We start from the raw sequence: 20,139 nt of genomic DNA, 5'->3' as shown, positions 1-20,139 counted from the left end.
GGGCGCGGCGTGCCGCGTCACGCCTGCGCCGCTTCCTGACGCAGCGCCAGCAGCGCGACCGCGTTGTCCTTCAGGATCAGCGGATGCACGTCGGGCCGGAATCCGGCGCCGTGAAAGTCTTCCAGCCAGCGGTCCGGCCGGATCAGCGGGAAATCGGACGCGAACAGCACCTTGTGCCTGAGCAACGTGTTCGCGTATTTGACGAGTTCCGGCGAGAAATACTTCGGCGACCAGCCGGACAGGTCGATGTACACGTTCGGCTTGTGCAGCGCGATCGACAGCGCCTGTTCCTGCCACGGCCACGACGGGTGCGCGATCACGATCTTCATGTCGGGGAAGTCGGCGGCGACGTCGTCGAGATGGATCGGTTCGGAATACTTCAGACGCAGCCCGCCGCCGCCGCGCATCCCCGACCCCATTCCCGAATGCCCGCTGTGGAACACGGCCGGCAGCCCGTATTCGGCGATCACCTCGTAGACCGGATACGCGAGCCGGTCGTTCGGAAAGCATCCCTGCATCGTCGGATGGAACTTGAAGCCGCGCACGCCGTGTTCCTCGATCAGCCGGCGCGCCTCGCGCGCGCCGAGGCGGCCCTTGTGCGGGTCGATGCTCGCGAACGCGATCATCACGTCCGCGTTGTCCTGCGCGAATTGCGCGATCTCCTCGTTCGGAATGCGCCGCCGCCCGATGTTGCTCTCGCAATCGACGGTGAACATCACGAAGCCGATCCGGCGCTCGCGGTAATACGCGATCGTCTCCGGAATCGTCGGCCGGCGGCCCTGCTTCAGCACCGTGCCGAAATACTTGTCGGCCGCGTCGTCGAACGCCTTCGCGAACAGGTCCGGCGGCTGGCAGCACGACACTTCGGCGTGCACGTGCGTGTCGATGGCGATCAGGTTGTCGATGTCCAAGCGTGTCTCCTCATGTCGTGAGCGGCCGGCCGGCGCCGCGCCAAAACTGCCTTGCGCGCCCGTTTAGGGGTTTGTCCCGAGCCGCTTCCATTCTACTTTACATATCAGGTTACCTGATAGTAAATTGGTTGCGAGTCGCACGGGGCGGCACTGTCATTGGAGAACGAAGATGGGTTACGAAGGGCGCTGGAAAACGGTGAAGGTCGAGGTCGCGGGCGGCATCGCATGGGTGACGCTGAACCGTCCGGAAAAGCGCAACGCGATGAGCCCGACGCTGAACACGGAGATGATCGACGTGCTCGAGGCGATCGAGCTCGACGCCGACGCGCAGGTGCTGGTGCTGACCGGCGAAGGCGATGCATGGACGGCCGGGATGGACCTGAAGGAGTACTTCCGCGAGATCGACGCGGGCCCGGAAATCCTGCAGGAGAAGATTCGCCGCGACGCGAGCCGCTGGCAGTGGCAATTGCTGCGCATGTACGCGAAGCCGACGATCGCGATGGTCAACGGCTGGTGCTTCGGCGGCGGATTCTCGCCGCTGGTCGCCTGCGACCTCGCGATCGCGGCCGACGAGGCGGTGTTCGGGCTGTCGGAAATCAACTGGGGCATCCCGCCGGGCAACCTCGTCAGCAAGGCGATGGCGGACACCGTCGGGCATCGCGAGGCGCTCTACTACATCATGACCGGCGATACGTTCACCGGCCAGCAGGCCGCGCGGATGGGGCTCGTCAACAAGAGCGTGCCGCGCGCGCAGCTGCGTGACGAAGTGCTCGCGCTCGCGGCGAAGCTGCTCGACAAGAATCCGGTCGTGATCCGCAACGCGAAGCACGGCTTCAAGCGCTGCCGCGAGCTGACCTGGGAGCAGAACGAGGACTACCTGTACGCGAAGCTCGACCAGGCCAACTATCGCGACCCGGAAGGCGGGCGCGAGCAGGGCCTCAAGCAGTTCCTCGACGACAAGAGCATCAAGCCGGGCCTGCAGGCGTACAAGCGCTGACGCGCGCGGCCAGACCTGAGAGGAGACACCGAAATGCACGAAGTGAGTTTGTTGATCGACGGCGTGTCGCGCGGCGCGTCGGACGGCGGGACGTTCGACCGCATCGATCCGGCGACCGGGCAGGTCGCGTCGCGCGCGGCCGCGGCGACGCTCGCCGATGCGGACGCCGCCGTCGCGGCCGCCGCGCGCGCGTTCCCGGCGTGGGCGGCGCTGGCGCCGACCGAGCGCCGCCGCCGGCTGCTGGCAGCGGCCGACCGGATGGACGCGCGCGCCGGCGAATTCATCGAGACCGGCCGCGCGGAAACCGGCGCGATGGCGAACTGGTACGGCTTCAACGTGATGCTCGCCGCCAACATGCTGCGCGAGGCCGCCGCGATGACGACGCAGATCGACGGCGCGGTGATTCCGTCCGACGTGCCGGGCAGCATCGCGATGGCCGTGCGCCAGCCGTGCGGCGTGGTGCTCGGGATCGCGCCGTGGAATGCGCCGGTGATCCTCGCGACGCGTGCTCTCGCGATGCCGCTCGCGTGCGGCAATACGGTCGTGCTGAAGGCCTCCGAAGGATGTCCGGGCGTGCACCGGCTGATCGGCAGCGTGCTGCACGACGCGGGGCTCGGCGACGGCGTCGTCAACGTGATCACGCACGCGCCGCAGGATGCGCCGGCGATCGTCGAGCGGCTGATCGCGAACCCGGCCGTGCGGCGCGTGAACTTCACTGGCTCGACGCGCGTGGGCCGGATCGTCGCGACGCTCGCCGCGCAGCACCTGAAGCCGGCGCTGCTCGAACTCGGCGGCAAGGCGCCCGTGCTCGTGCTCGACGACGCCGATCTCGACGCGGCGGTCGATGCGGTCGCGTTCGGCGCGTTCTTCAACCAGGGGCAGATCTGCATGTCGACCGAGCGCGTGATCGTCGATCGCAAGGTCGCCGATGCGTTCGTCGCACGGCTGGTCGCCAAGGCGCGCACGCTGAAGGCCGGCAACCCGGCCGCGCCGGGCGTCGTGCTCGGCACGCTGGAAAGCGCGGCGGCCGCGCAGCGGATCGCCGCGATGGTCGCCGATGCGCACGCGCACGGCGCCGCGCTGCCGCTCGGCTGCGAGGTCGACGGCGCGGTGATGCAGCCGACCATCGTCGACGGCGTCACGCGCGAGATGCAGCTCTACGCCGACGAATCGTTCGGGCCGGTGGTGACCGTGCAGCGCGTCGACGGCGACGAAGCGGCGCTCGCGGCCGCCAACGACAGCGAATACGGTTTGTCGGCCGCGGTGTTCAGCCGCGACATCGCGCGCGCGATGCAGCTCGCGAAGCGGATCGAATCGGGCATCTGCCACATCAACGGGCCGACCGTGCACGACGAGGCGCAGATGCCGTTCGGCGGCGTGAAGGCGAGCGGCTACGGCCGGTTCGGCAGCAAGGCGTCGATCGCCGAGTTCACCGACCTGCGCTGGATCACCGTCCAGACCACGCCGCGCCATTACCCGATTTGAGCAGCACCCGGCGCCGCGGCGCCGCCACTCTATAACGACACAACGAAGTCTCCGCCCGCATGCGCGAGCGCGCCGGGCGGAGTCGAACGGAGACAGAACGTGGATGCGGAACGACCCCAACTGCGCGACGCGGCCGTCGTGCAGCCCGTCCCCGCCGGCTATCGCCCCGTGGCGATCGGCACGGCGCCGCCGGAGATCGCGCAACGCGACGGCTGCTGGACCTTGCGCGCGGCGAGCGCGCTCGGCGCGTATCCGCGCCGGCTCACCGACCGGCTCGTCAGCGGCGCGCAGGCGCACCCGGACCGCTGGCTGGTCGCGCGGCGCGGCCCCGACGGCGCGTGGATCGGCATCAGCTATGCGCAGATGCTCGAGCGCGCCCGCGCGATCGGCCAGGCGCTGCTCGATCGCGGGCTGTCGGCCGAGCGGCCGATCGCGATCCTGTCCGGCAACGACCTCGAGCATCTGCAGCTCGCGTTCGGCGCGATGTGGGCCGGCATTCCGCATGCGCCGCTGTCGCCCGCGTATTCGCTCGTGTCGAGCGATTACGGCAAGCTGCGCCATGCGCTCGCGCTGCTGACGCCGGGGCTCGTGTTCGCGTCGGACGGCGCGGCCTTCCGCGCCGCGCTCGACGCCGCGGTGCCGAGCGACGTGGAGCGCGTGGTCGTGACCGCGCCCGACGGGATGGACGGCGTCACGCGGTTCTCGACGCTGCTCGACACGCGGCCGGCGGGCGTCGATGCCGCGCACGACGCGGTCACCGGCGACACGATCGCGAAATTCCTCTTCACGTCGGGATCGACGCGGCTGCCGAAGGCGGTGCCCACCACGCACCGGATGCTGTGCAGCAACCAGCAGATGCTGCTCGAAACCTTCCCGCAATTCGGGCTGGAGCCGCCGGTGCTGGTCGACTGGCTGCCGTGGAATCACACGTTCGGCGGCAGCCACAACGTCGGCATCGCGCTGTACAACGGCGGCACGCTGTACATCGACGACGGCAAGCCGGTCGCCGGCAAGTTCGCCGAGACGCTGCGCAACCTGCGCGAGATCGCGCCGACCGTGTACTTCAACGTGCCGAAAGGCTGGGAGGAGCTCTCGGCCGCGCTCGAGACCGACGCCGCGCTGCGCGACACGTTCTTCTCGCGCGTCCGGATGTACTTCTTCGCGGGCGCGGGGCTGTCGCAGGCGGCGTGGGACCGGCTCGAGCGCGTGACGCTCGCGCACTGCGGCGAGCGTATCCGCATCATGGCGGGCCTCGGGATGACCGAAGCCGCACCGTCGTGCATGTTCACGACCGGGCCGATGTCGGGCGCCGGCTACATCGGCCTGCCCGCGCCCGGCTGCGACGCGAAGCTGGTGCCGGTCGACGGCAAGCTCGAAGCGCGCTTTCGCGGGCCGAACGTGATGGCCGGCTACTGGCGCGCGAGCGGCGACGACGCGCGCGAAGTGTTCGACGACGAAGGCTATTACCGCAGCGGCGACGCGGTGCGCTTCGTCGATCCCGCGCGCCCGGAGATCGGCCTGATGTTCGACGGGCGCATCGCGGAGGACTTCAAGCTGTCGTCGGGCACGTTCGTGAGCGTCGGGCCGATGCGCGCGCGCATCGTGTCGAACGGCGCGCCGTACGTGCAGGACGCGGTGATCACCGGAATGAACCGCGACGACGTCGGCGTGATGATCTTCCCGCGCATCGACGATTGTCGCCGCCTGGCCGGCGCGGCGGCGGACGCGGACATTCGCACCGTGCTGCAGGCGAGCGCGGTGCGCGCGTTCTTCGCGGACTTGCTCGCGCGGCTGAACCGCGATGCGACCGGCAGCGCGAGCTTCGTCACGCGGCTGTGCGTGCTCGACACGCCGCCGTCGCTCGATCTCGGCGAGATCACCGACAAGGGTTCGATCAACCAGCGCGCGGTGCTCGCGCATCGCGCGGCGGTGGTCGACGCGATGTACGGGCCGGATGCGGCCGACGCGGGCGTGATCGTCGCCAGCGCGCCGCGCCGCGCATGAGGGGCGCACGATGAGCGCCACCTATCGCGCGCCGGTGCGCGACATGCTGTTCGTGATCGGCGAATGGCTCGATGCGCCGGCGCTGTGGCGCCGCGTGCCGGACTGGGCCGATCTCGACGTAAGCGTCGCCGAGCAGGTGCTCGACGAAGCCGCGCGCTTCGTCGCCGAACGGATCGCGCCGCTCGATGCGAGCGGCGACGTCGAAGGCTGCCGTTTCGACGGCGCCGACGTGACGATGCCGGCCGGCTTTCGCGACGCGTATCGCGACTACGTCGCGGCCGGCTGGCCGACGCTCGCGCTCGACCCGGCGTGCGGCGGCCAGGGGCTGCCGCATCTGCTCGACGTCGCGGTGCAGGAGATGCTCGCGGGCGCGAACCACGCGTGGCTGATGTCGCCGGGGCTCACGCACGGCGCGGTGGCCTGCGTGAGCGCGCACGGCTGCGCGCGCGTGAAGCGCGACATCCTGCCGAAGATCGCCAGCGGCGCATGGCTGACGACGATGTGCATCACCGAGCCTCAGGCGGGCAGCGATCTCGGGCTGCTGCGCACGCGCGCGGCGCCGGACCCGACCGGCGACGGCTACCGCATCAGCGGCAGCAAGCTGTTCATCACCGGCGGCGACCACGATCTGACCGAGAACATCGTGCATCTGGTGCTCGCGCGGCTGCCCGATGCGCCGGCCGGCACGAAGGGGCTGTCGCTGTTCGTCGTGCCGAAGTGGCTCGACGCGGCGGGCGGGCGCGTGCGCAACGGCATCTGGTGCGACGGCATCGAGCACAAGATGGGGCTGAAGGCGAGCCCGACCTGCACGATGCGCTTCGACGCGGCGCTCGGCTGGCTCGTCGGCGACGCGCATCGCGGGCTGGCCGCGATGTTCGTGATGATGAACGCGGCGCGCCTGCAGGTCGCGATGCAGGGCGTCGGGCACGCGCACAGCGCGTGGCAGGCTGCGTCCGCGTATGCGGGCGAACGCGTGCAGGGCCGCGCGGCGTCGATCGCGCAACACCCGGCGATCCGCCGCATCCTGCTCGATGCGCGTGCGACGGTCGAAGGCGAGCGTGCGATCGGCTACTGGATCGCGCACTGGCTCGACGTCGCCGCGCACGACCCGGACGCGTCGGCGCGAGACGCGGCGACGAAGCTCGCGTCGTTGCTCACGCCGGTCGCGAAGGCGTTCTTCACGGCGAACGGCTTCGCGACCGCGTCGAATGCGCTGCAGGTGTTCGGCGGCTACGGCTACGTGCACGAATACGGGATCGAGCAGACGCTGCGCGATTGCCGCGTGTCGATGCTGTATGAGGGCACCAACGAGATTCAGGCGATAGATCTGCTGGTGCGCAAGGTGCTCGGCGATCGCGGCGACGCGCTCGGCGCGTTGCTGGCGCGAATTCGCGCGGAAGCGGCCGCGTGCAGCGACGCGCCTGCGGACCCGCTCACGCGCGCCGCCGGCACGCGGGTGGCCGCGTTGTGCGCGGAGGTCGAGCGCGTGAGCGCGGCGCTGCTCGACGCGAGCGACGGCGATCCCGAGCTGCCGTACCGCGTCGCGGACGACTATCTCGCGCTGCTCGGCTGGCTGCTGCTCGCGTTCGCGTGGGCGCGCACGCTGCGCATCGTCGGTGTGGGGGCGGCGGACGATCCGTTTCGTGCGGACAAGCGCGAGGTCGGTGGGTACTTCTTCGACTATCCGCTCGCGGCATTCACGCATCGGCTCGAGTTGGTCGATGCCGGCTTGCGCGCGGGGCTGCCGGGTATGGCGGCTATGGCCGGGTAGGGGCTCGTTGCGTTGCCGTGTGCCCAAGGTGAGCGAGGCGGCGGCGGGGACGGGGTGCCTGTGGGTCGGTGCGCGGGGGATTCGTGGGTGAGCTTCGGGGCCATCCGCACGGCGCACGCAGCGGCATGGTGCAGTCGCCGTTGTCGTTGCCGTCGCGTTCGGACGTCCCGGGTGGAGCGTCTGAATCTGGCGCGCCGCTTCACCTGTCACGGACTGTTGCCCGCTGGCCGCAGCCATGCGCAGGCGGCCCGCGCGCGCGACGTGCCGCATCCGCCACCGCAGGTCATGCATCGGCCACGCGTCCGAGCGGCAATGCCCTTTCGCGCGCGTTGCGCGTCGCCTCCGCGGCGCGGCCGAGCTTCGCGCGCAGGTCGCCGCGTACCGTCGGCAGCCAGTGATAGCGTGCGAGCGCCGGGTCGTCGCGCAGCGCATCGACGAGCCGCGCATCCTCGGACCGTCACGCCGCCCCGGTGAGGTAAGATGGCCCGCGATTCTCCTACCGACACGTTCATGAGTTCGACACCCGTCAAACCGGCCGGCGCGAAGCGCACGGCCCGCGCCACCGAAGCCAGGCCGCGCATGCGTGCGCAGCAGCGGCTCACCTATCTGATCGGCAATCTCGACCGGCTGCTGCGCCGCCAGATGAGCGATGCACTCGCGCCGCTCGGCGTGACGCTCGCGCAGTACACGGCGTTGTCGGTGCTGGAGGTGCGCGGCGCGCTGTCCAATGCGCAGCTCGCGGTGCGCTCGTTCATCACGCCGCAATCCGCGAACGAGGTGATGGTCGCGATGGCCGCGCGCGGCTTCGTGACGCGCGAGGCCGATCCGAGCCATGGTCGCGTGATCCTGCTGCGCCTCACCGACGCCGGCTCGGCGATCCTGCGCGAATGCGAACAGGTGCTGCGGCCGCTCGAACGCCGGATGCTCGGCGACGACGTGAGCAGCGACGACGTCGCGCAGGTGCAGCGCACGCTCGAACTGTTCGTGCGTAATTTGCGCGACTGAGTATCGCGGCGGCTACGGCGGCCGTGGCCGCCGTAGCCGTTGCCGCGTCGTGGCGCTTGTTCTTACCGCTGCCGCTACCGCTACCGCTATCGCCTCCGCTTCCCTCGCGCTCGCCCTCGCGTTACCCCTGCCCCTCGCAGTTTCCCGTCCCTCAACCCCACCGCTGCCCACATCGCACCGCAACACGATGCAACGCGGCTTTGATTCCCGCTGCGTTGCGGGTTAACACCGCGCTCGCTGCACTTGAAATATCAGGTTACCTGTTATTAAATCATCGCGTCCCCGACGGGATTTTATTTCGGGCTGTTAATCAGGCTACCTGATAAATTAGCGCGGCCCGACCACCATAACAAGCAAGGACGCCGCGGCTGCCTTCCGGCATGCCGCGCGGTTTGGAGACGACATGGACACTTCCGTTGCCGCAAGGCCGGCCGTCGCGACGACGCTCGGCCTGTGTTTCGCGATCGCGTTGCTCGAAGGGCTCGACCTGCAGTCGGTCGGCGTCGCCGCGCCGCGCATGGCCCACGAATTCGGGTTGTCGGTTTCGCAGATGGGGCTCGCGTTCAGCGCGGGCACGTTCGGCCTGCTGCCGGGCGCGATGCTCGGCGGCTGGCTCGCCGACCGCATCGGCCGCAAGCAGGTGCTGATCGCGTCCGTGTGCCTGTTCGGGCTGCTGTCGATCGCGACCGCGCAGGTGTCGGGCTTCGCGATGCTGGTCGCGGTGCGCGCGCTCACGGGCCTCGGCCTCGGCGGCGCGATGCCGAACCTGATCGCTTTGTCGTCCGAATCGGTCGAGCCGCGCTCGCGCAGCAGCGCGGTCGCCGTGATGTACTGCGGGATTCCGTTCGGCGGCGTGATCGCGTCGCTGATCGGCGTGCTGCTCGCCGGCGACGCCGAATGGCGGCACATCTTCTACGTCGGCGGCGTCGGGCCGCTGCTGCTCGCGCCGGTGCTGATCGCGCTGCTGCCGGAATCGCGCGCGTTCCTCGACGTCAGCGCCTCGGGCGCCGCGCGTCCGACGGTCGGGCACACGCTGTTCGGCGGCGCGCGCACCGGCACGACGCTCGCGCTGTGGCTCAGCTACTTCTGCACGCTGATCGTGCTGTATTTCCTGCTGAACTGGCTGCCGTCGCTGATGGCCGCGAAGGGCCTCGCGCGCAGTCAGGCCGGCATCGTGCAGATCTTCTTCAACATCGGCAGCGGCCTCGGCGTGCTCGGCATCGGCATGTCGATGGATCGGCTGCGCCCGTCGCGCGTGGTCGGCGGCATGTATGCGGGAATCGTGCTGTCGCTCGCGGCGCTGGCGATCGCGCCGGGGCTGCTGTGGCTGTCCGTGGCCGCGTTCGCGGCCGGGATGTTCGTCGTCGGCGGCCAGTCGGTGCTCTATGCGCTCGCCGCGATCTACTACCCGACCGCGATGCGCGGCACCGGCGTCGGTTCCGCGGTGGCCGTCGGCCGGCTCGGTTCGGTCGTCGGGCCGCTCGCCGCCGCCCAGCTGCTCGCGATGGGCCGCAGCGCGTCGGTCGTGATCGGCGCGAGCATCCCGGTCACGCTGGTGGCCGCCATCGCCGCGCTGGTGCTGATCCGGCGCCCGGCCGCGCAGGACTGAGGCTTTCCACTTTCAACCACGAGCGCCGTCAGAGCGCGAATTCGACGCAGGTATGGAGACAATCGACATGAAGCACACCAAAGCCTTGCTGGCGGCCGGCGCATGCGCGCTCGCCGCGTCCGGCGCCCACGCGCAGTCGAGCGTGACGCTGTACGGAATCATCGATACGGGCGTCGAGTTCGTGTCGCACGCGAACGCGGCCGGCGATCACGTCGTGCGCATGCCCGGCGTGACCGGCGAACTGCCGTCGCGCTGGGGGCTGCGCGGCACGGAGGATCTCGGCGGCGGCTATCAGGCGGTGTTCACGCTGGAAAGCGGCTTCAACGTGCGCGGCGGCGATCTCGGCCAGGGCGGCCGGCTGTTCGGGCGCCAGGCGTTCGTCGGGCTGAAGAGCGGCTTCGGCACGCTGGCCTTCGGCCGCCAGTACACGATGACCTATCTCGCGCTGCAGGGCGCCGACATCATCGGCCCCGACATCTACGGGCTCGGCTCGTTCGACGCCTACGTGCCGAACGGCCGCGCGGACAACGCCGTGACCTACGTCGGCACGTATCGCGGCGTGACGCTCGGCGCCGCGTACTCGTTCGGGCGCGACGGCGCCGGCACCGGCAACTCGCCGGGGCAGGGCACGTGCGCGGGACAGGTGCCGGGCGACGCCGTCCAGTGCCGCAACTGGTCGGTGATGCTCAAGTACGACAGCGCGTATTTCGGCGCGGCGGCGTCGTACGAGGAGCAGCGCGGCGGCACGGGCGCGGCCGCGAACTTCTTCGACGGCGTCGCGCCGGTGCCGTTCACGAGCAGCGGCGGCAAGGATGCGCGCACGCACGTGAGCGCCTATGCGCAGGCGGCCGGCGCGCGGCTCGGCGCGGGCTGGATCGGGCGGCGCGTGTCGACCGGTTCGCCGGCGGCGCCGGGTGCGCATTCGGACCTGTTCTTCGTCGGCGCGTCGTATGCGGTGAAGCCGGCGTTCATCGTCGACGGCGAGGGCTACCGGATCGTCAACAGCGCGCACGACACGCGCGCGACGATGGCCACGCTGCGCGCGACCTATCTGCTGAGCAAGCGCACGGCCGTCTATGCGCAATCGTCGTATCTGTGGAACAGCGCGCATGCGCGCTACGCGGTCAGCGGCGGCGGCGCCGGCACGACGCCCGGCGCGGGGATGGGGCAGCTCGGCGCGATGGTCGGCGTGCGCCACATGTTCTGATCAGCGATCCTGACGAATGGGAGCCATCTTGAACAGCAAATCTGCACTGTTGTGCATTGCGCCGCTGTCCGCAGCGGCCCTGCTCGCCGGCTGCGGCGGCGACGATTCCGTCAACGCCGCGCCGGCGCACCTGAGCGCCGCGACGCCGGCCGCGATGACGCAGACCTGCGACGCGCTGGCCGCGAAGCTGTCGTATGCGAACACGTCGTTCACGTCGGTGACGACCGCGGCCGCCGGCGCGCTCGCCGTGGCGGGCAAGCCGATCGCCGAGCATTGCGTGATCGAAGGGAAGATGAACGAGCGCGCGAGCGCGGTGGATGGCAAAACCTATGCGATCGGCTTCGAGATGCGCTTGCCGAAGGCGTGGAACGGTCGCTTCTTCTACCAGGCGAACGGCGGGCTCGACGGCAACGTCGTGACCGCGACGGGCGAGGTGGGCGGCGGCGGGCCGCTGACCAATGCGCTGAACCAGGGCTTCGCGGTGATCAGCTCCGATTCGGGGCACAGCGCCGCGCAGAACCCGCTGTTCGGGCTCGATCCGCAGGCGCGGCTCGACTACGGCTACGGCGCGGTCGACGCGCTCACGCCGATGGCCAAGCAGGTGATCCGGCTCGCGTACGGCAAGACGCCCGATCGCAGCTATTTCGGCGGCTGCTCGAACGGCGGGCGGCACGCGATGGTCACCGCCGTGCGCAACGCAGGCGACTACGACGGGATCATCGCCGGCGATCCGGGCTTTCATCTGCCGAAGGCGGCGATCGGCGAGATGTACGGCGCGCAGCAGTTCGCGCAGATCGCGTCGGCGACCGGCACGAATGGCTTGCCCGATATCCGCAGCGGCTTCACCGACGCGGAGCGCCGGCTCGTCGGCCAGAAGATTCTCGACAAGTGCGACGCGCTCGATGGCGCGGCCGACGGGATGGTGCAGGACGTCGCCGCGTGCCAGGCGCATTTCAGCATCGACACGGACGTCCCGACCTGCGCGAACGACACGCGCACCGGCGCGTGCCTGACGAGCGCGCAGAAGCGCGCGATCGGGAACGTGTTCGCGGGCGCGCGAAACAGCGCGGGCGCGGCGCTCTACGCGAGCTTCCCGTACGATCCGGGCATCGCTGGCGGCGGATGGGCCGCGTGGAAGCAGTCGAATTCGGTGGTGCTCGACCCGGCCGCGATGGCGTTCACGTTCATGACGCCGCCGCAGACCGCCGCGACGCTCGCGAATCTCGCCGGCTTCGCGCTCGGCTTCGACATGGACCGCGACGCGCCGGCGATTTTCGCGTCGAACGGCGTGTACACGCAGTCGTCGTGGGCGTTCATGACGCCGCCCGACGAGACGAACCTGGCGGCGCTGAAGTCGCGCGGCGCGAAGCTGCTCGTCTATCACGGCACGGGCGACCCGGTGTTCTCGTTCAACGACACGAGCGACTGGTACGCGCGGCTCGCGCAGGCGAACGGCGGCGACGCGTCGGGCTTCGCGCGCTTCTATCCGGTGCCGGGGATGAATCACTGCTCGGGCGGGCCGGCCGCCGACCAGTTCGACATGCTGACGCCGCTCGTCGCGTGGGTCGAGCAGGGACAGGCGCCGGCCGCGATCGTCGCGACTGCGCGCGACGCGAGCAACGTGCTGCCGAATGCGGAGGTGCCGACGTCGTGGGGCGCGGGCCGCACGCGTCCGTTGTGTCCGTATCCGCAGGTCGCGCGCTACAACGGCTCGGGCGACGTGAATTCGGCGGCGAGCTTCAGTTGTCGTTGACGCAGCGGCGAGCGGCGATGCGGTGCTCGGGTCGATGGGCGTGCGCATCGCCGCGGTTGCTTGTGGGTGCGCGCTGGCGACGGCGGCGGCTCCGCGCCTGCGTATGCGCGCGGCAGTTGCGGCCGGTGGCCGTGTCCCGGGATACTATGGCGCCTTTCCGTCGGCGCGACGCGTCGCGACCGACACGCCACGTATCTTTCCGTTGATTCGCGCATGCAAACCGTAGCGGTACTCGACTTCGAAACAACCGGGCTTTCCCCGAACCTGGGCGACAGGGCGACCGAGATCGCCGTGATCCTGCTGCGCGACGGCGAGATCGTCGACCGCTATCAGAGCCTGATGAACGCGGGACGCCGCATTCCGTCCGACGTCGTCGCGCTCACCGGGATCACCAACGAGATGATCGCCACGGCGCCGCCGGTGTCGAAGGTGATGAAGGACGCCGCCGCGTTCGTCGGCAGCCATCCGGTCGTCGCGCACAACGCGGGGTTCGACAAGCGATTCTGGCAGGCCGAACTCGGCTCGCTCGGCGTCGCGGCCGACCATCCGTTCGCGTGCACGATGCTGGTGGCGCGGCGCCTCTACCCGCATGCGCGCAGCCACCGGCTGTCGAGCCTCGCCGACCTGCTGCGCTTGCCGCAGGCCGGCCGCGCGCACCGCGCGATGGTCGACGCGGAGATCGCGAGCCATCTGTGGTGCCGGATGCAGCGCGACATCGGCGAAACTTACGGGCTGCGACACGTCGATCACGGGCTCATGTCGCGGCTGCAGACGACGAGCAAGGCGAAGGTCGCGACGTTCTTCGGTTCGTTGTCGGCGGCGGGGCGGTGATTCTGCTTGCGGGTGGGTGCCCCTATGTGTTTCGTCAAGCGTTAGGGGCTGACTTGGGTTGGTAAATGGTGCCGTCGCGCAGCATGGCGAACAGAACGTCGCAGCGTCGCCGCGCGAGCGCGATGAGCGCTTGGTTATGACGCTTGCCTTGCTGGATCTTGCGCGAGTAATAGGCCCGTGAGACTGGGTCCCGCAAGGCCGCGAAGGCGGATAGGAATAAGGCGCGCTTGAGCACCTTGTTGCCGCGTCTGGATGGATGTTCACCGCGTATCGATGAACCTGAGCGTCGGGTAACCGGCGCGAGGCCGGCGTAGGCCGCCAGATGCGCCGCCGAAGCGAACGCCTTATGAGCGACCTCGGTCAGGAGTCTGGCGGCGGTCCTGACGCCGACTCCCGGCATGCTGGTCAGGACCGGCCAAAGAGGGTGAGCAAGCACCAATCGCTCCACTTCGGCAGCGATCTCGTCGCGTTGCTTACGCAATGCCGCAAGCTGCTGGGCTAAACGGGGCATGACGATGGTGGCGGCTTGCGTGCCGGGCACGGTCACGGCTTGTTCGCTCAGTGCCTGAACGATTTCGGCCGCTAAGCCTTTGCCCATGCGCGGAGCGAGCTTGGTCAGGCGATTGGCGAGCGTCTTCTCGCTGGTGCCGGCAAGCGCGGCGGGCGACGGATAGCGCTCAAGCAGATCGAGTACCGCTGGATGGTCAAGGCGCGGTCCGAGAACACGCTCGAGCGCCGGATGGATCTGGGTAAGCAGCCCGCGAATGCGGTTGCTGGTTTGCGTGACCTGAGCGGCGAGGTCGTCATCGAAGCCGCAGAGCATGGTGAGTTCGGCGAGTTGCTCGTCGGCCAGTCGAAGCGAGCGCAGCGTATGCGGCATCGAGCGAGCGGCTGCGGCGATGATCGCGGCGTCGCGGGCATCGGTCTTGGCTTCGCCGGCGTGCAAATCAGCGATGCGGCGCATGGCCAGTCCGGGCAGATAGGCGACGAGTACGCCTTCGGCGCGGGCGACGGCTACAGGAAGCGCACCGATGGTGGAAGGCTGATCGACGACGAACAGCAGTCGACCGTGAGTCTTGAGTTCGGCGATGAGGGCGCGCAGCTTGGCCTCATCGTTGGGCAGTGCCTTGTTGTACAGGCGCTTACCGTTCCGATCGAGTGCCACGGCGTGATGGTGGCCCTTACCGACATCGACGCCGACAAAGACATCGACGGCGTCACGTTGTTGAGTGTCTTGCATCGAAGTTTCTGCAGAGTGAACGGATTGGCCTGCAACAACGGTGGCAGGTCTCGGCATCCACGTTACGGACGGCGTCGGGATATCCCGGCCAAACCCCTATCAGCGATCACCAGCCACCCACCAGGCCCGGTGACAACACCCACCGGATCATGACTGCGACTGGGGGCGGGAATCATGCCGGGCCTGGCTGGCCAAAACCCCGATTATCGGGGCGTGAAGATAGTAACGGGGAGCGCGGTGGATTGGCTTCGCTTACGTTGGCTCGCCAGCGCCGCCAGCCGAACGTTCATGCGCATTCTCGCGCGCATTCTCGTGCGTCACGTCCATCGCGCTACTGAGCGCATGACTTCGTCGATCTCACCGCACGTCGCACGCGCGTTTCGCGACGTGCGGCCGCTTCGGCGCGGCCGGCACCTTCCCGCGACGTCGAGCGCGCGTCACCGCATCACACGAGTTCGCCCAGGCACGCGTCGAACTGCGCGACCAGCTTGTCGACGTCGTCGGCAGTCGTCTGCGGGCACACCAGCATCATGTTGTGGAACGGCGTGATCAGCACGCCGCGGTTCAGCAGGTACAGATGGACGATGTGCTCGAGTTCGCTGTCGAGCTGTTCGCCCGCCAGCGTGCCGTTGCGCGGCGGCACCGGCGTGAACTGGAATTCGGTGCGCGCGCCGATGCGCGTCACGCACCACGGCAGCCCGTGCTTCGCGATGGTCTGCTCGAGCCCGGTTTCGAGCCGCGCGGCCAGTTCGAACATGTGCGCGTACGCGGCTTCGGTCGCGACCTCCGCGAGCGTCGCGCGCATCGCGTGCATCGCGAGCATGTTGGCGGTGAGCGTCGTGCCGATCCCCGAATGGCCGGGCGGCGCGTTCAGCTTCGCCTGCTTCGCGCGCTCGGCGAATTCGGCGCTGAAGCCGTACACCGCGCACGGCACGCCGCCGGCGATCGGCTTGCCGACCACCAGCGCGTCGGGTTCGAGCCCGTGCGCGGCCGCGTAGCCGCCCGGCCCGCTGCTGATCGTGTGCGTCTCGTCGATCACGAGCAGCGTGCCGTAACGGCGCGTCAGGGCGCGCGCGGCGTCCCAGAAGCCCGGTTCCGGCAACACCATCCCGATGTTCGTCATCGCCGGTTCGGCGAGCACGCAGGCGACGTCGCCGTCCTTCAGCGCGGCTTCGAGCGCGTGCAGATCGTTGAACTCGACCACGCGCGTGTTCGCGAGCAGGTCGTAGGACTGCCCGAGCAGGCTGTCGCGCTGCACCGGGCGCCCGTCGACGAGGTCGACGAACACGTCGTCGACCGTGCCGTGATAGCAGCCGTTGAACACGACGATCGTGTTGCGGCCGGTGGCGGCGCGCGCCCAGCGCAGCACGAAGCGGTTCGCGTCGCTCGCGCTCAGCGCGAACTGCCAGACCGGCAGCCGGAAGCGGCTCGCGAGTTCGCCCGACACCCACGCGGCGTCTTCGCTCGGCAGCATCGTCGTGTAGCCGCGCGTCGCCTGTTCGGCGATCGCCCGCGCGACGGGTTCGGGCGCATGGCCGAACATCGCGCCGGTGTCGCCGAGGCAAAAGTCTGCGTAGCGATGCCCGTCGATGTCGGTGAAGGTCGCGCCGCGCGCTTCCTTCACGACCAGCGAGAACGGTGTCGACCAGTCCTGCATCCAGTGCAACGGCACGCCGAACAGCAGATGCTCGGACGCTTCCGCGGACAGCGCGCGGGAAACCGGCATGGCTTCGGTGAATGCATGGCGCTCGCGATCGAACAGTGCGCGGGCGCGGGTCAGGTCGACTCCGTGGCGGGAAGGCAAAGGCAGCTCCTGGTGGTGAAGGTGGAGCAACGATAGCGCGACGGGCGGGGCGTTGAACAGAGGCGGAATCACGGAGGCAGGTAGGCGATTCGGACGGCGCTGCGCGTAGGTGTTGCAGAGTTATGGCCGATTGGCGACACGGCGACACGGCGACACGGCGACACGGCGACACGGCGACACGGCGACACGGCGACACGGCGACACGGCGACACGGCGACACGGCGACACCGCGACACCGCGACACCGCGACACCGCGACACCGCGACACCGCCAGATCTCGGACGTACGCGAAGCCGTTGGCGCGGTGAAGGTGTTCATACGTGGCGCTCGAGTCTTTCACAAGCCGGCTCGCATGAGGAAGGTGCCCGAGAACCGTCCCGATTCATCGAACGCGATGGGGGCGCAGGCAGCAATTTGTGCGCATAAACATACGACGACATATCTCACAGACGCTCACGGATCTCACGTGAGTGCGCGCACACATCCGAATTTGTGCAGCGAGAATCGAGGGTAAACGACAAATACATGCCCGACCACGAACGCGCCTAGACTTGCCCATGTGATACGACGACGTACGAATATGGTCGCGTCGCACACGACCCGATACCCCCTTCCGGAGAAATGCCCATGGCCGCAAGCCGTCGCCGTTCGTCTTTGCCCGCCCGTTCGCCTTCTTCGAAGCGGCTGACGCGCCGCGACTTCATCGGCTGGACCGGCGCGCTCGCCGGCGGGGCAGTGTTCGGCGGTCCACTCGCGGCCACCTGTGCGTTCGCCCACGTCGCCGCAGCCGATATTGCGCCCGACGCGATCTGGGGCGAGCACGGCGCGGCCGCGCGTATCGCCGCATCGCTCGCGCATGTGTCGCGGCGCGCGTTCCGCCACCGCGAATTCGACGTGACGCACTATGGCGCGCGCTCGTGCGCGACCGTCGCGCAGACGTCGCCGTACCCGTCGGCCAAATCGCCGGTGAGCCCCGGCGCCGAACTGACGACCGCGCCCGGCGCGTTCGACTCGCGCCCGGCATTTCTCGCGGCGATCGACGCATGCGCGCGTGAAGGCGGTGGCCGTGTGATCGTGCCGGCCGGCAACTGGTACTGCGCGGGGCCGATCGTGCTGCAGAGCAACGTGAATTTCCATCTGAGCGTGAACTGCACGATCTACTTCAGTCCGAACCCGGCCGATTACGCGAAGGACGGCCCGGTCGACTGCGGCGCGAACGGCCGGCTGTACTACAGCCGTTGGCAGGCGAACGACTGTCTGAACTACGGCGCGCCAGTCTACGCGCGCAATGCGACCAACATCGCGCTGACCGGCGAAGGCGCGACGTCGGTGCTGAACGGGCAGGCGATGACGCCCTTCGCGGGTAGCGGAGCCGGCAGCGTCTGCTGGTGGACCTACAAGGGCTCGTCGGGCGCGTATGGCGGGAACGCGTCCGGGCCGAGCCAGGCGTTCGCGAATCCGAACAACGTGGATCTGCGGCTCGTCGCACCGGCGATTCCGGACGCGCTCTACGCGCTGCTCACCTCGCCGGTCACGCCGTGGCAGCAGGACCAGAACTACCTGCCCGCACTGTCCGAAGCCGGCGTGCCGGTCGAGCGGCGCATCTTCGGGCTCGGCCACTATCTGCGGCCGTGCATGGTCGAATTCATCGGCTGCACGAACGTGTTGATGGAGAACTACCAGACGCAGAACACACCGTTCTGGCAGCATCATCCGACCGCGAGCCGCAACGTCGTGATCCGCGGCGTGACGACCAACAGCATCGGTCCGAACAACGACGGCTTCGATCCCGACGCGTGCACCGACGTGCTGTGCGAGCGCTGCACGTTCAACACCGGCGACGATTGCATCGCGATCAAGTCGGGCAAGGATCGGGACACCGAATACGGGCCTGCGAAGCGGCACCTGATTCGCGACTGCACGATGAACAGCGGCCACGGCGGGATTACGCTCGGCAGCGAAATGGGCGGCGGCGTCGAGCAGATCTATGCGACCAACCTGTCGATGCTGAACGCGAACTGGCAGACCAATCCGCTGAACATCGCGATTCGCGTGAAGACCAACATGAACCGCGGCGGTTACGTGAAGGACTTCCACGTGAAAGGCGTCGTGCTGCCGAACGGCGTGAACCTGAAGGGCGGCGGCTACGGCAGCGCGCTGCTCGCCGGCAGTCCGATCAACGCGAGCGTCGCGCTCGGCGTCGTCACGGCGGCGGCCGGCAATCCGTCTGCCGCACAGGGCGGCATCGTCACGTTCGACTGCGACTATCAGCCGGCCAACGACGCGGTGCGCACGCGGCCGCCCGTCGTGCAGAACGTGACGATCTCCGACGTGAAGGCGAGCAACGTGACGTTGAACGGCGTGAGCGCGTCGTGCTTCCAGGCGATCGTCGCGCAGGGGCCCGTCGCGTTCGACTACAACGGCGCGCCGCCGACGCCGGCCGTGCAGCCGATCTCCGGCGTGACGATCAGCAACTGCGACTTCGGCACGCCCGTCACGTCGGGAGCGTCGACGGTCACGTCGCCCGGTCCGATCTACGCGTTCAACGTGAGCGCGATGACGCTCGCGAACGTGACGATCGGGGGGCAGGTCGTCGACACGTCGATCACGGATCGGCGCTGATACGCCCGGTGGGCGGCGCTTCGTGGGCGCGCGATCGCGTCACGCGAGAATCTTGACCATATGGTGTTCGTCGTAGAAGCGGCCGTCGACGTACAGCGAGCGCGATTCCGTGCCGAACCGCACGAATCCCAGCGACTCGTACAACCGCTGCGCACCGCCGTTGATCTCGTTGACGCACAGCATCAGCTGCGTGCATTGCCATGCCTGCGACGCATGCGCGGACGCGCTGTCGAGCAGCGTTTGCGCGACGCCGCGCCCGCGATAGGCGGCATCGACGAACACGCCCCAGATCGTCGCCTTGTGCGCGACCTTCGCGCGTGCATCGCGGTACACGCCGGTGGTGCCGATGAGCAACTCGCCGTCGAATGCGCCGAACACCGCGCGCTCATGCGTGGGTGCGATGCGCGCTGCGAATGCTTCGAGCGGCACCACGACTTCTTCGGCGTGGGTAGGCAGGAATGAGGTCGGCGACGTGTCGATAGCGCGAAGGCGGACGGATTTGAATTGCGCCGCGTCGGCGGCGTCGAGCAGGCGGATCGTGATCATCGGTCGGGGTCGTCGCTGGTTTGCGGAACGGGTAGCTGCGGCGCGCGACGCGCAGCAGCGCATTGCGATGCCAAGGCCGGCTGACACAGGTCATCGACGAAGCGTGAGCAGATGACGGCAGTAGCCGGCGAGAGCAATGCAGCAAGAACGTCGAGATGACGCTCGAAACGAATGCATAGTCTACCGAAACTGCCGGCAAAGCAGGCATGCGTGCGTTCGGCGACCCAGCGGTGCCGTTCAGGTCGCTCCTTGCTTTCCGCGGCTCGTCCTTTCCAGGCGAGACGAGCCGCATTTCCGCGCCGCGTCGGGTCACGTCGGCGGCGGGCAAAGTGAACCGAGCAGCCTGTTCAATCC

14 protein-coding genes and 1 pseudogene are annotated in these 20,139 nt (G+C 68.9%); 10 read left to right on the top strand and 5 right to left on the bottom strand.

The genetic code is table 11. The features are described from left to right. Window positions 1–17: 17 nt before the first annotated feature. Window positions 18–911 carry a 4-hydroxyphenyl-beta-ketoacyl-CoA hydrolase gene (locus EX20_RS12540; protein WP_011881182.1) on the bottom strand — a complete coding sequence of 298 codons (894 nt, stop codon included), beginning with the start codon at window positions 909–911 and terminating at the stop codon, window positions 18–20. A gap of 169 nt (window positions 912–1,080) precedes the next feature. On the opposite strand from EX20_RS12540, the gene EX20_RS12535 reads away from it, so the two are divergent. From EX20_RS12535 to EX20_RS12520, 4 genes are all read left to right on the top strand, one after another. Further along, window positions 1,081–1,908 carry a p-hydroxycinnamoyl CoA hydratase/lyase gene (locus tag EX20_RS12535; RefSeq protein WP_014724288.1) on the top strand — a complete coding sequence of 276 codons (828 nt, stop codon included), beginning with the start codon at window positions 1,081–1,083 and terminating at the stop codon, window positions 1,906–1,908. Between the two features lie 33 nt (window positions 1,909–1,941). Continuing rightward, entirely contained in the window at window positions 1,942–3,393 is a 1,452-nt protein-coding gene (locus EX20_RS12530) for an aldehyde dehydrogenase (RefSeq protein WP_034193741.1), read from the top strand. A gap of 99 nt (window positions 3,394–3,492) precedes the next feature. Continuing rightward, window positions 3,493–5,397, top strand: coding sequence for a feruloyl-CoA synthase (locus tag EX20_RS12525; RefSeq protein ID WP_034193740.1), 1,905 nt, complete (start codon window positions 3,493–3,495; stop codon window positions 5,395–5,397). A 10-nt stretch (window positions 5,398–5,407) separates the two neighbouring features. Further along, window positions 5,408–7,168 carry an acyl-CoA dehydrogenase family protein gene (locus EX20_RS12520; RefSeq protein WP_034193739.1) on the top strand — a complete coding sequence of 587 codons (1,761 nt, stop codon included), beginning with the start codon at window positions 5,408–5,410 and terminating at the stop codon, window positions 7,166–7,168. Between the two features lie 283 nt (window positions 7,169–7,451). Here the strand turns inward: EX20_RS12520 and EX20_RS32850 are convergent. Next, a pseudogene (locus EX20_RS32850) lies at window positions 7,452–7,607 on the bottom strand (RNA polymerase subunit sigma-24); the annotation flags it as partial. A 71-nt stretch (window positions 7,608–7,678) separates the two neighbouring features. On the opposite strand from EX20_RS32850, the gene EX20_RS12515 reads away from it, so the two are divergent. The 5 genes from EX20_RS12515 (at window position 7,679) to EX20_RS12495 (ending at window position 13,573) form a co-directional block, all read left to right on the top strand. Continuing rightward, window positions 7,679–8,173 carry a MarR family winged helix-turn-helix transcriptional regulator gene (locus tag EX20_RS12515; protein WP_011881187.1) on the top strand — a complete coding sequence of 165 codons (495 nt, stop codon included), beginning with the start codon at window positions 7,679–7,681 and terminating at the stop codon, window positions 8,171–8,173. 403 nt (window positions 8,174–8,576) lie between these two features. Further along, entirely contained in the window at window positions 8,577–9,782 is a 1,206-nt protein-coding gene (mhpT, locus tag EX20_RS12510) for a 3-(3-hydroxy-phenyl)propionate transporter MhpT (RefSeq protein WP_011881188.1), read from the top strand. A 67-nt stretch (window positions 9,783–9,849) separates the two neighbouring features. Continuing rightward, window positions 9,850–10,989, top strand: coding sequence for a porin (locus EX20_RS12505; protein WP_011881189.1), 1,140 nt, complete (start codon window positions 9,850–9,852; stop codon window positions 10,987–10,989). A 28-nt stretch (window positions 10,990–11,017) separates the two neighbouring features. Next, window positions 11,018–12,742: a tannase/feruloyl esterase family alpha/beta hydrolase gene (locus EX20_RS12500; protein WP_131929030.1), complete on the top strand. Its 1,725-nt coding sequence runs from the start codon at window positions 11,018–11,020 to the stop codon at window positions 12,740–12,742. A gap of 213 nt (window positions 12,743–12,955) precedes the next feature. After that, window positions 12,956–13,573: a 3'-5' exonuclease gene (locus EX20_RS12495; RefSeq protein ID WP_034193737.1), complete on the top strand. Its 618-nt coding sequence runs from the start codon at window positions 12,956–12,958 to the stop codon at window positions 13,571–13,573. Window positions 13,574–13,607: 34 nt separating this feature from the next. Here the strand turns inward: EX20_RS12495 and EX20_RS12490 are convergent, their stop codons facing one another. Continuing rightward, the gene (locus tag EX20_RS12490) at window positions 13,608–14,813 is read right to left on the bottom strand and encodes an IS110-like element ISBma3 family transposase (RefSeq protein WP_034193736.1); all 1,206 of its coding nucleotides are present in this window, start codon (window positions 14,811–14,813) and stop codon (window positions 13,608–13,610) included. A 445-nt stretch (window positions 14,814–15,258) separates the two neighbouring features. Further along, on the bottom strand, window positions 15,259–16,617 hold the full coding sequence (locus EX20_RS12485; protein WP_034193735.1) for an aspartate aminotransferase family protein: 1,359 nt from the start codon (window positions 16,615–16,617) through the stop codon (window positions 15,259–15,261). A gap of 627 nt (window positions 16,618–17,244) precedes the next feature. Between EX20_RS12485 and EX20_RS12480 the strand changes: the two genes are divergently transcribed. Beyond that, window positions 17,245–19,239 carry a glycoside hydrolase family 28 protein gene (locus tag EX20_RS12480; protein ID WP_034193734.1) on the top strand — a complete coding sequence of 665 codons (1,995 nt, stop codon included), beginning with the start codon at window positions 17,245–17,247 and terminating at the stop codon, window positions 19,237–19,239. A 39-nt stretch (window positions 19,240–19,278) separates the two neighbouring features. On the opposite strand, the gene EX20_RS12475 is transcribed toward EX20_RS12480, so the two are convergent. Then, complete coding sequence (locus EX20_RS12475; RefSeq protein WP_034193733.1) at window positions 19,279–19,785, bottom strand: GNAT family N-acetyltransferase; 507 nt, start codon at window positions 19,783–19,785, stop codon at window positions 19,279–19,281. Window positions 19,786–20,139 lie beyond the last annotated feature (354 nt).

This window comes from Burkholderia sp. WP42, assembly GCF_000745665.1.
In the GTDB taxonomy this organism is placed as follows: Bacteria; Pseudomonadota; Gammaproteobacteria; order Burkholderiales; family Burkholderiaceae; genus Burkholderia; species Burkholderia vietnamiensis.
Note: the sequence above shows the minus strand (reverse complement) of the source record. Positions and strands in the feature narration are given on the sequence as shown.

What these genes read in the sequence shown, in the direction of transcription:
- EX20_RS12535 (WP_014724288.1), top strand. Translation starts at nt 1,081, where the DNA reads ATGGGTTACGAAGGGCGCTGGAAAACGGTGAAGGTCGAGGTCGCGGGC.
- EX20_RS12530 (WP_034193741.1), top strand. Translation starts at nt 1,942, where the DNA reads ATGCACGAAGTGAGTTTGTTGATCGACGGCGTGTCGCGCGGCGCGTCG.
- mhpT (WP_011881188.1), top strand. Translation starts at nt 8,577, where the DNA reads ATGGACACTTCCGTTGCCGCAAGGCCGGCCGTCGCGACGACGCTCGGC.
- EX20_RS12515 (WP_011881187.1), top strand. Translation starts at nt 7,679, where the DNA reads ATGAGTTCGACACCCGTCAAACCGGCCGGCGCGAAGCGCACGGCCCGC.
- EX20_RS12495 (WP_034193737.1), top strand. Translation starts at nt 12,956, where the DNA reads ATGCAAACCGTAGCGGTACTCGACTTCGAAACAACCGGGCTTTCCCCG.
- EX20_RS12480 (WP_034193734.1), top strand. Translation starts at nt 17,245, where the DNA reads ATGGCCGCAAGCCGTCGCCGTTCGTCTTTGCCCGCCCGTTCGCCTTCT.
- EX20_RS12490 (WP_034193736.1), bottom strand. Translation starts at nt 14,813, where the DNA reads ATGCAAGACACTCAACAACGTGACGCCGTCGATGTCTTTGTCGGCGTC.
- EX20_RS12520 (WP_034193739.1), top strand. Translation starts at nt 5,408, where the DNA reads ATGAGCGCCACCTATCGCGCGCCGGTGCGCGACATGCTGTTCGTGATC.
- EX20_RS12475 (WP_034193733.1), bottom strand. Translation starts at nt 19,785, where the DNA reads ATGATCACGATCCGCCTGCTCGACGCCGCCGACGCGGCGCAATTCAAA.
- EX20_RS12505 (WP_011881189.1), top strand. Translation starts at nt 9,850, where the DNA reads ATGAAGCACACCAAAGCCTTGCTGGCGGCCGGCGCATGCGCGCTCGCC.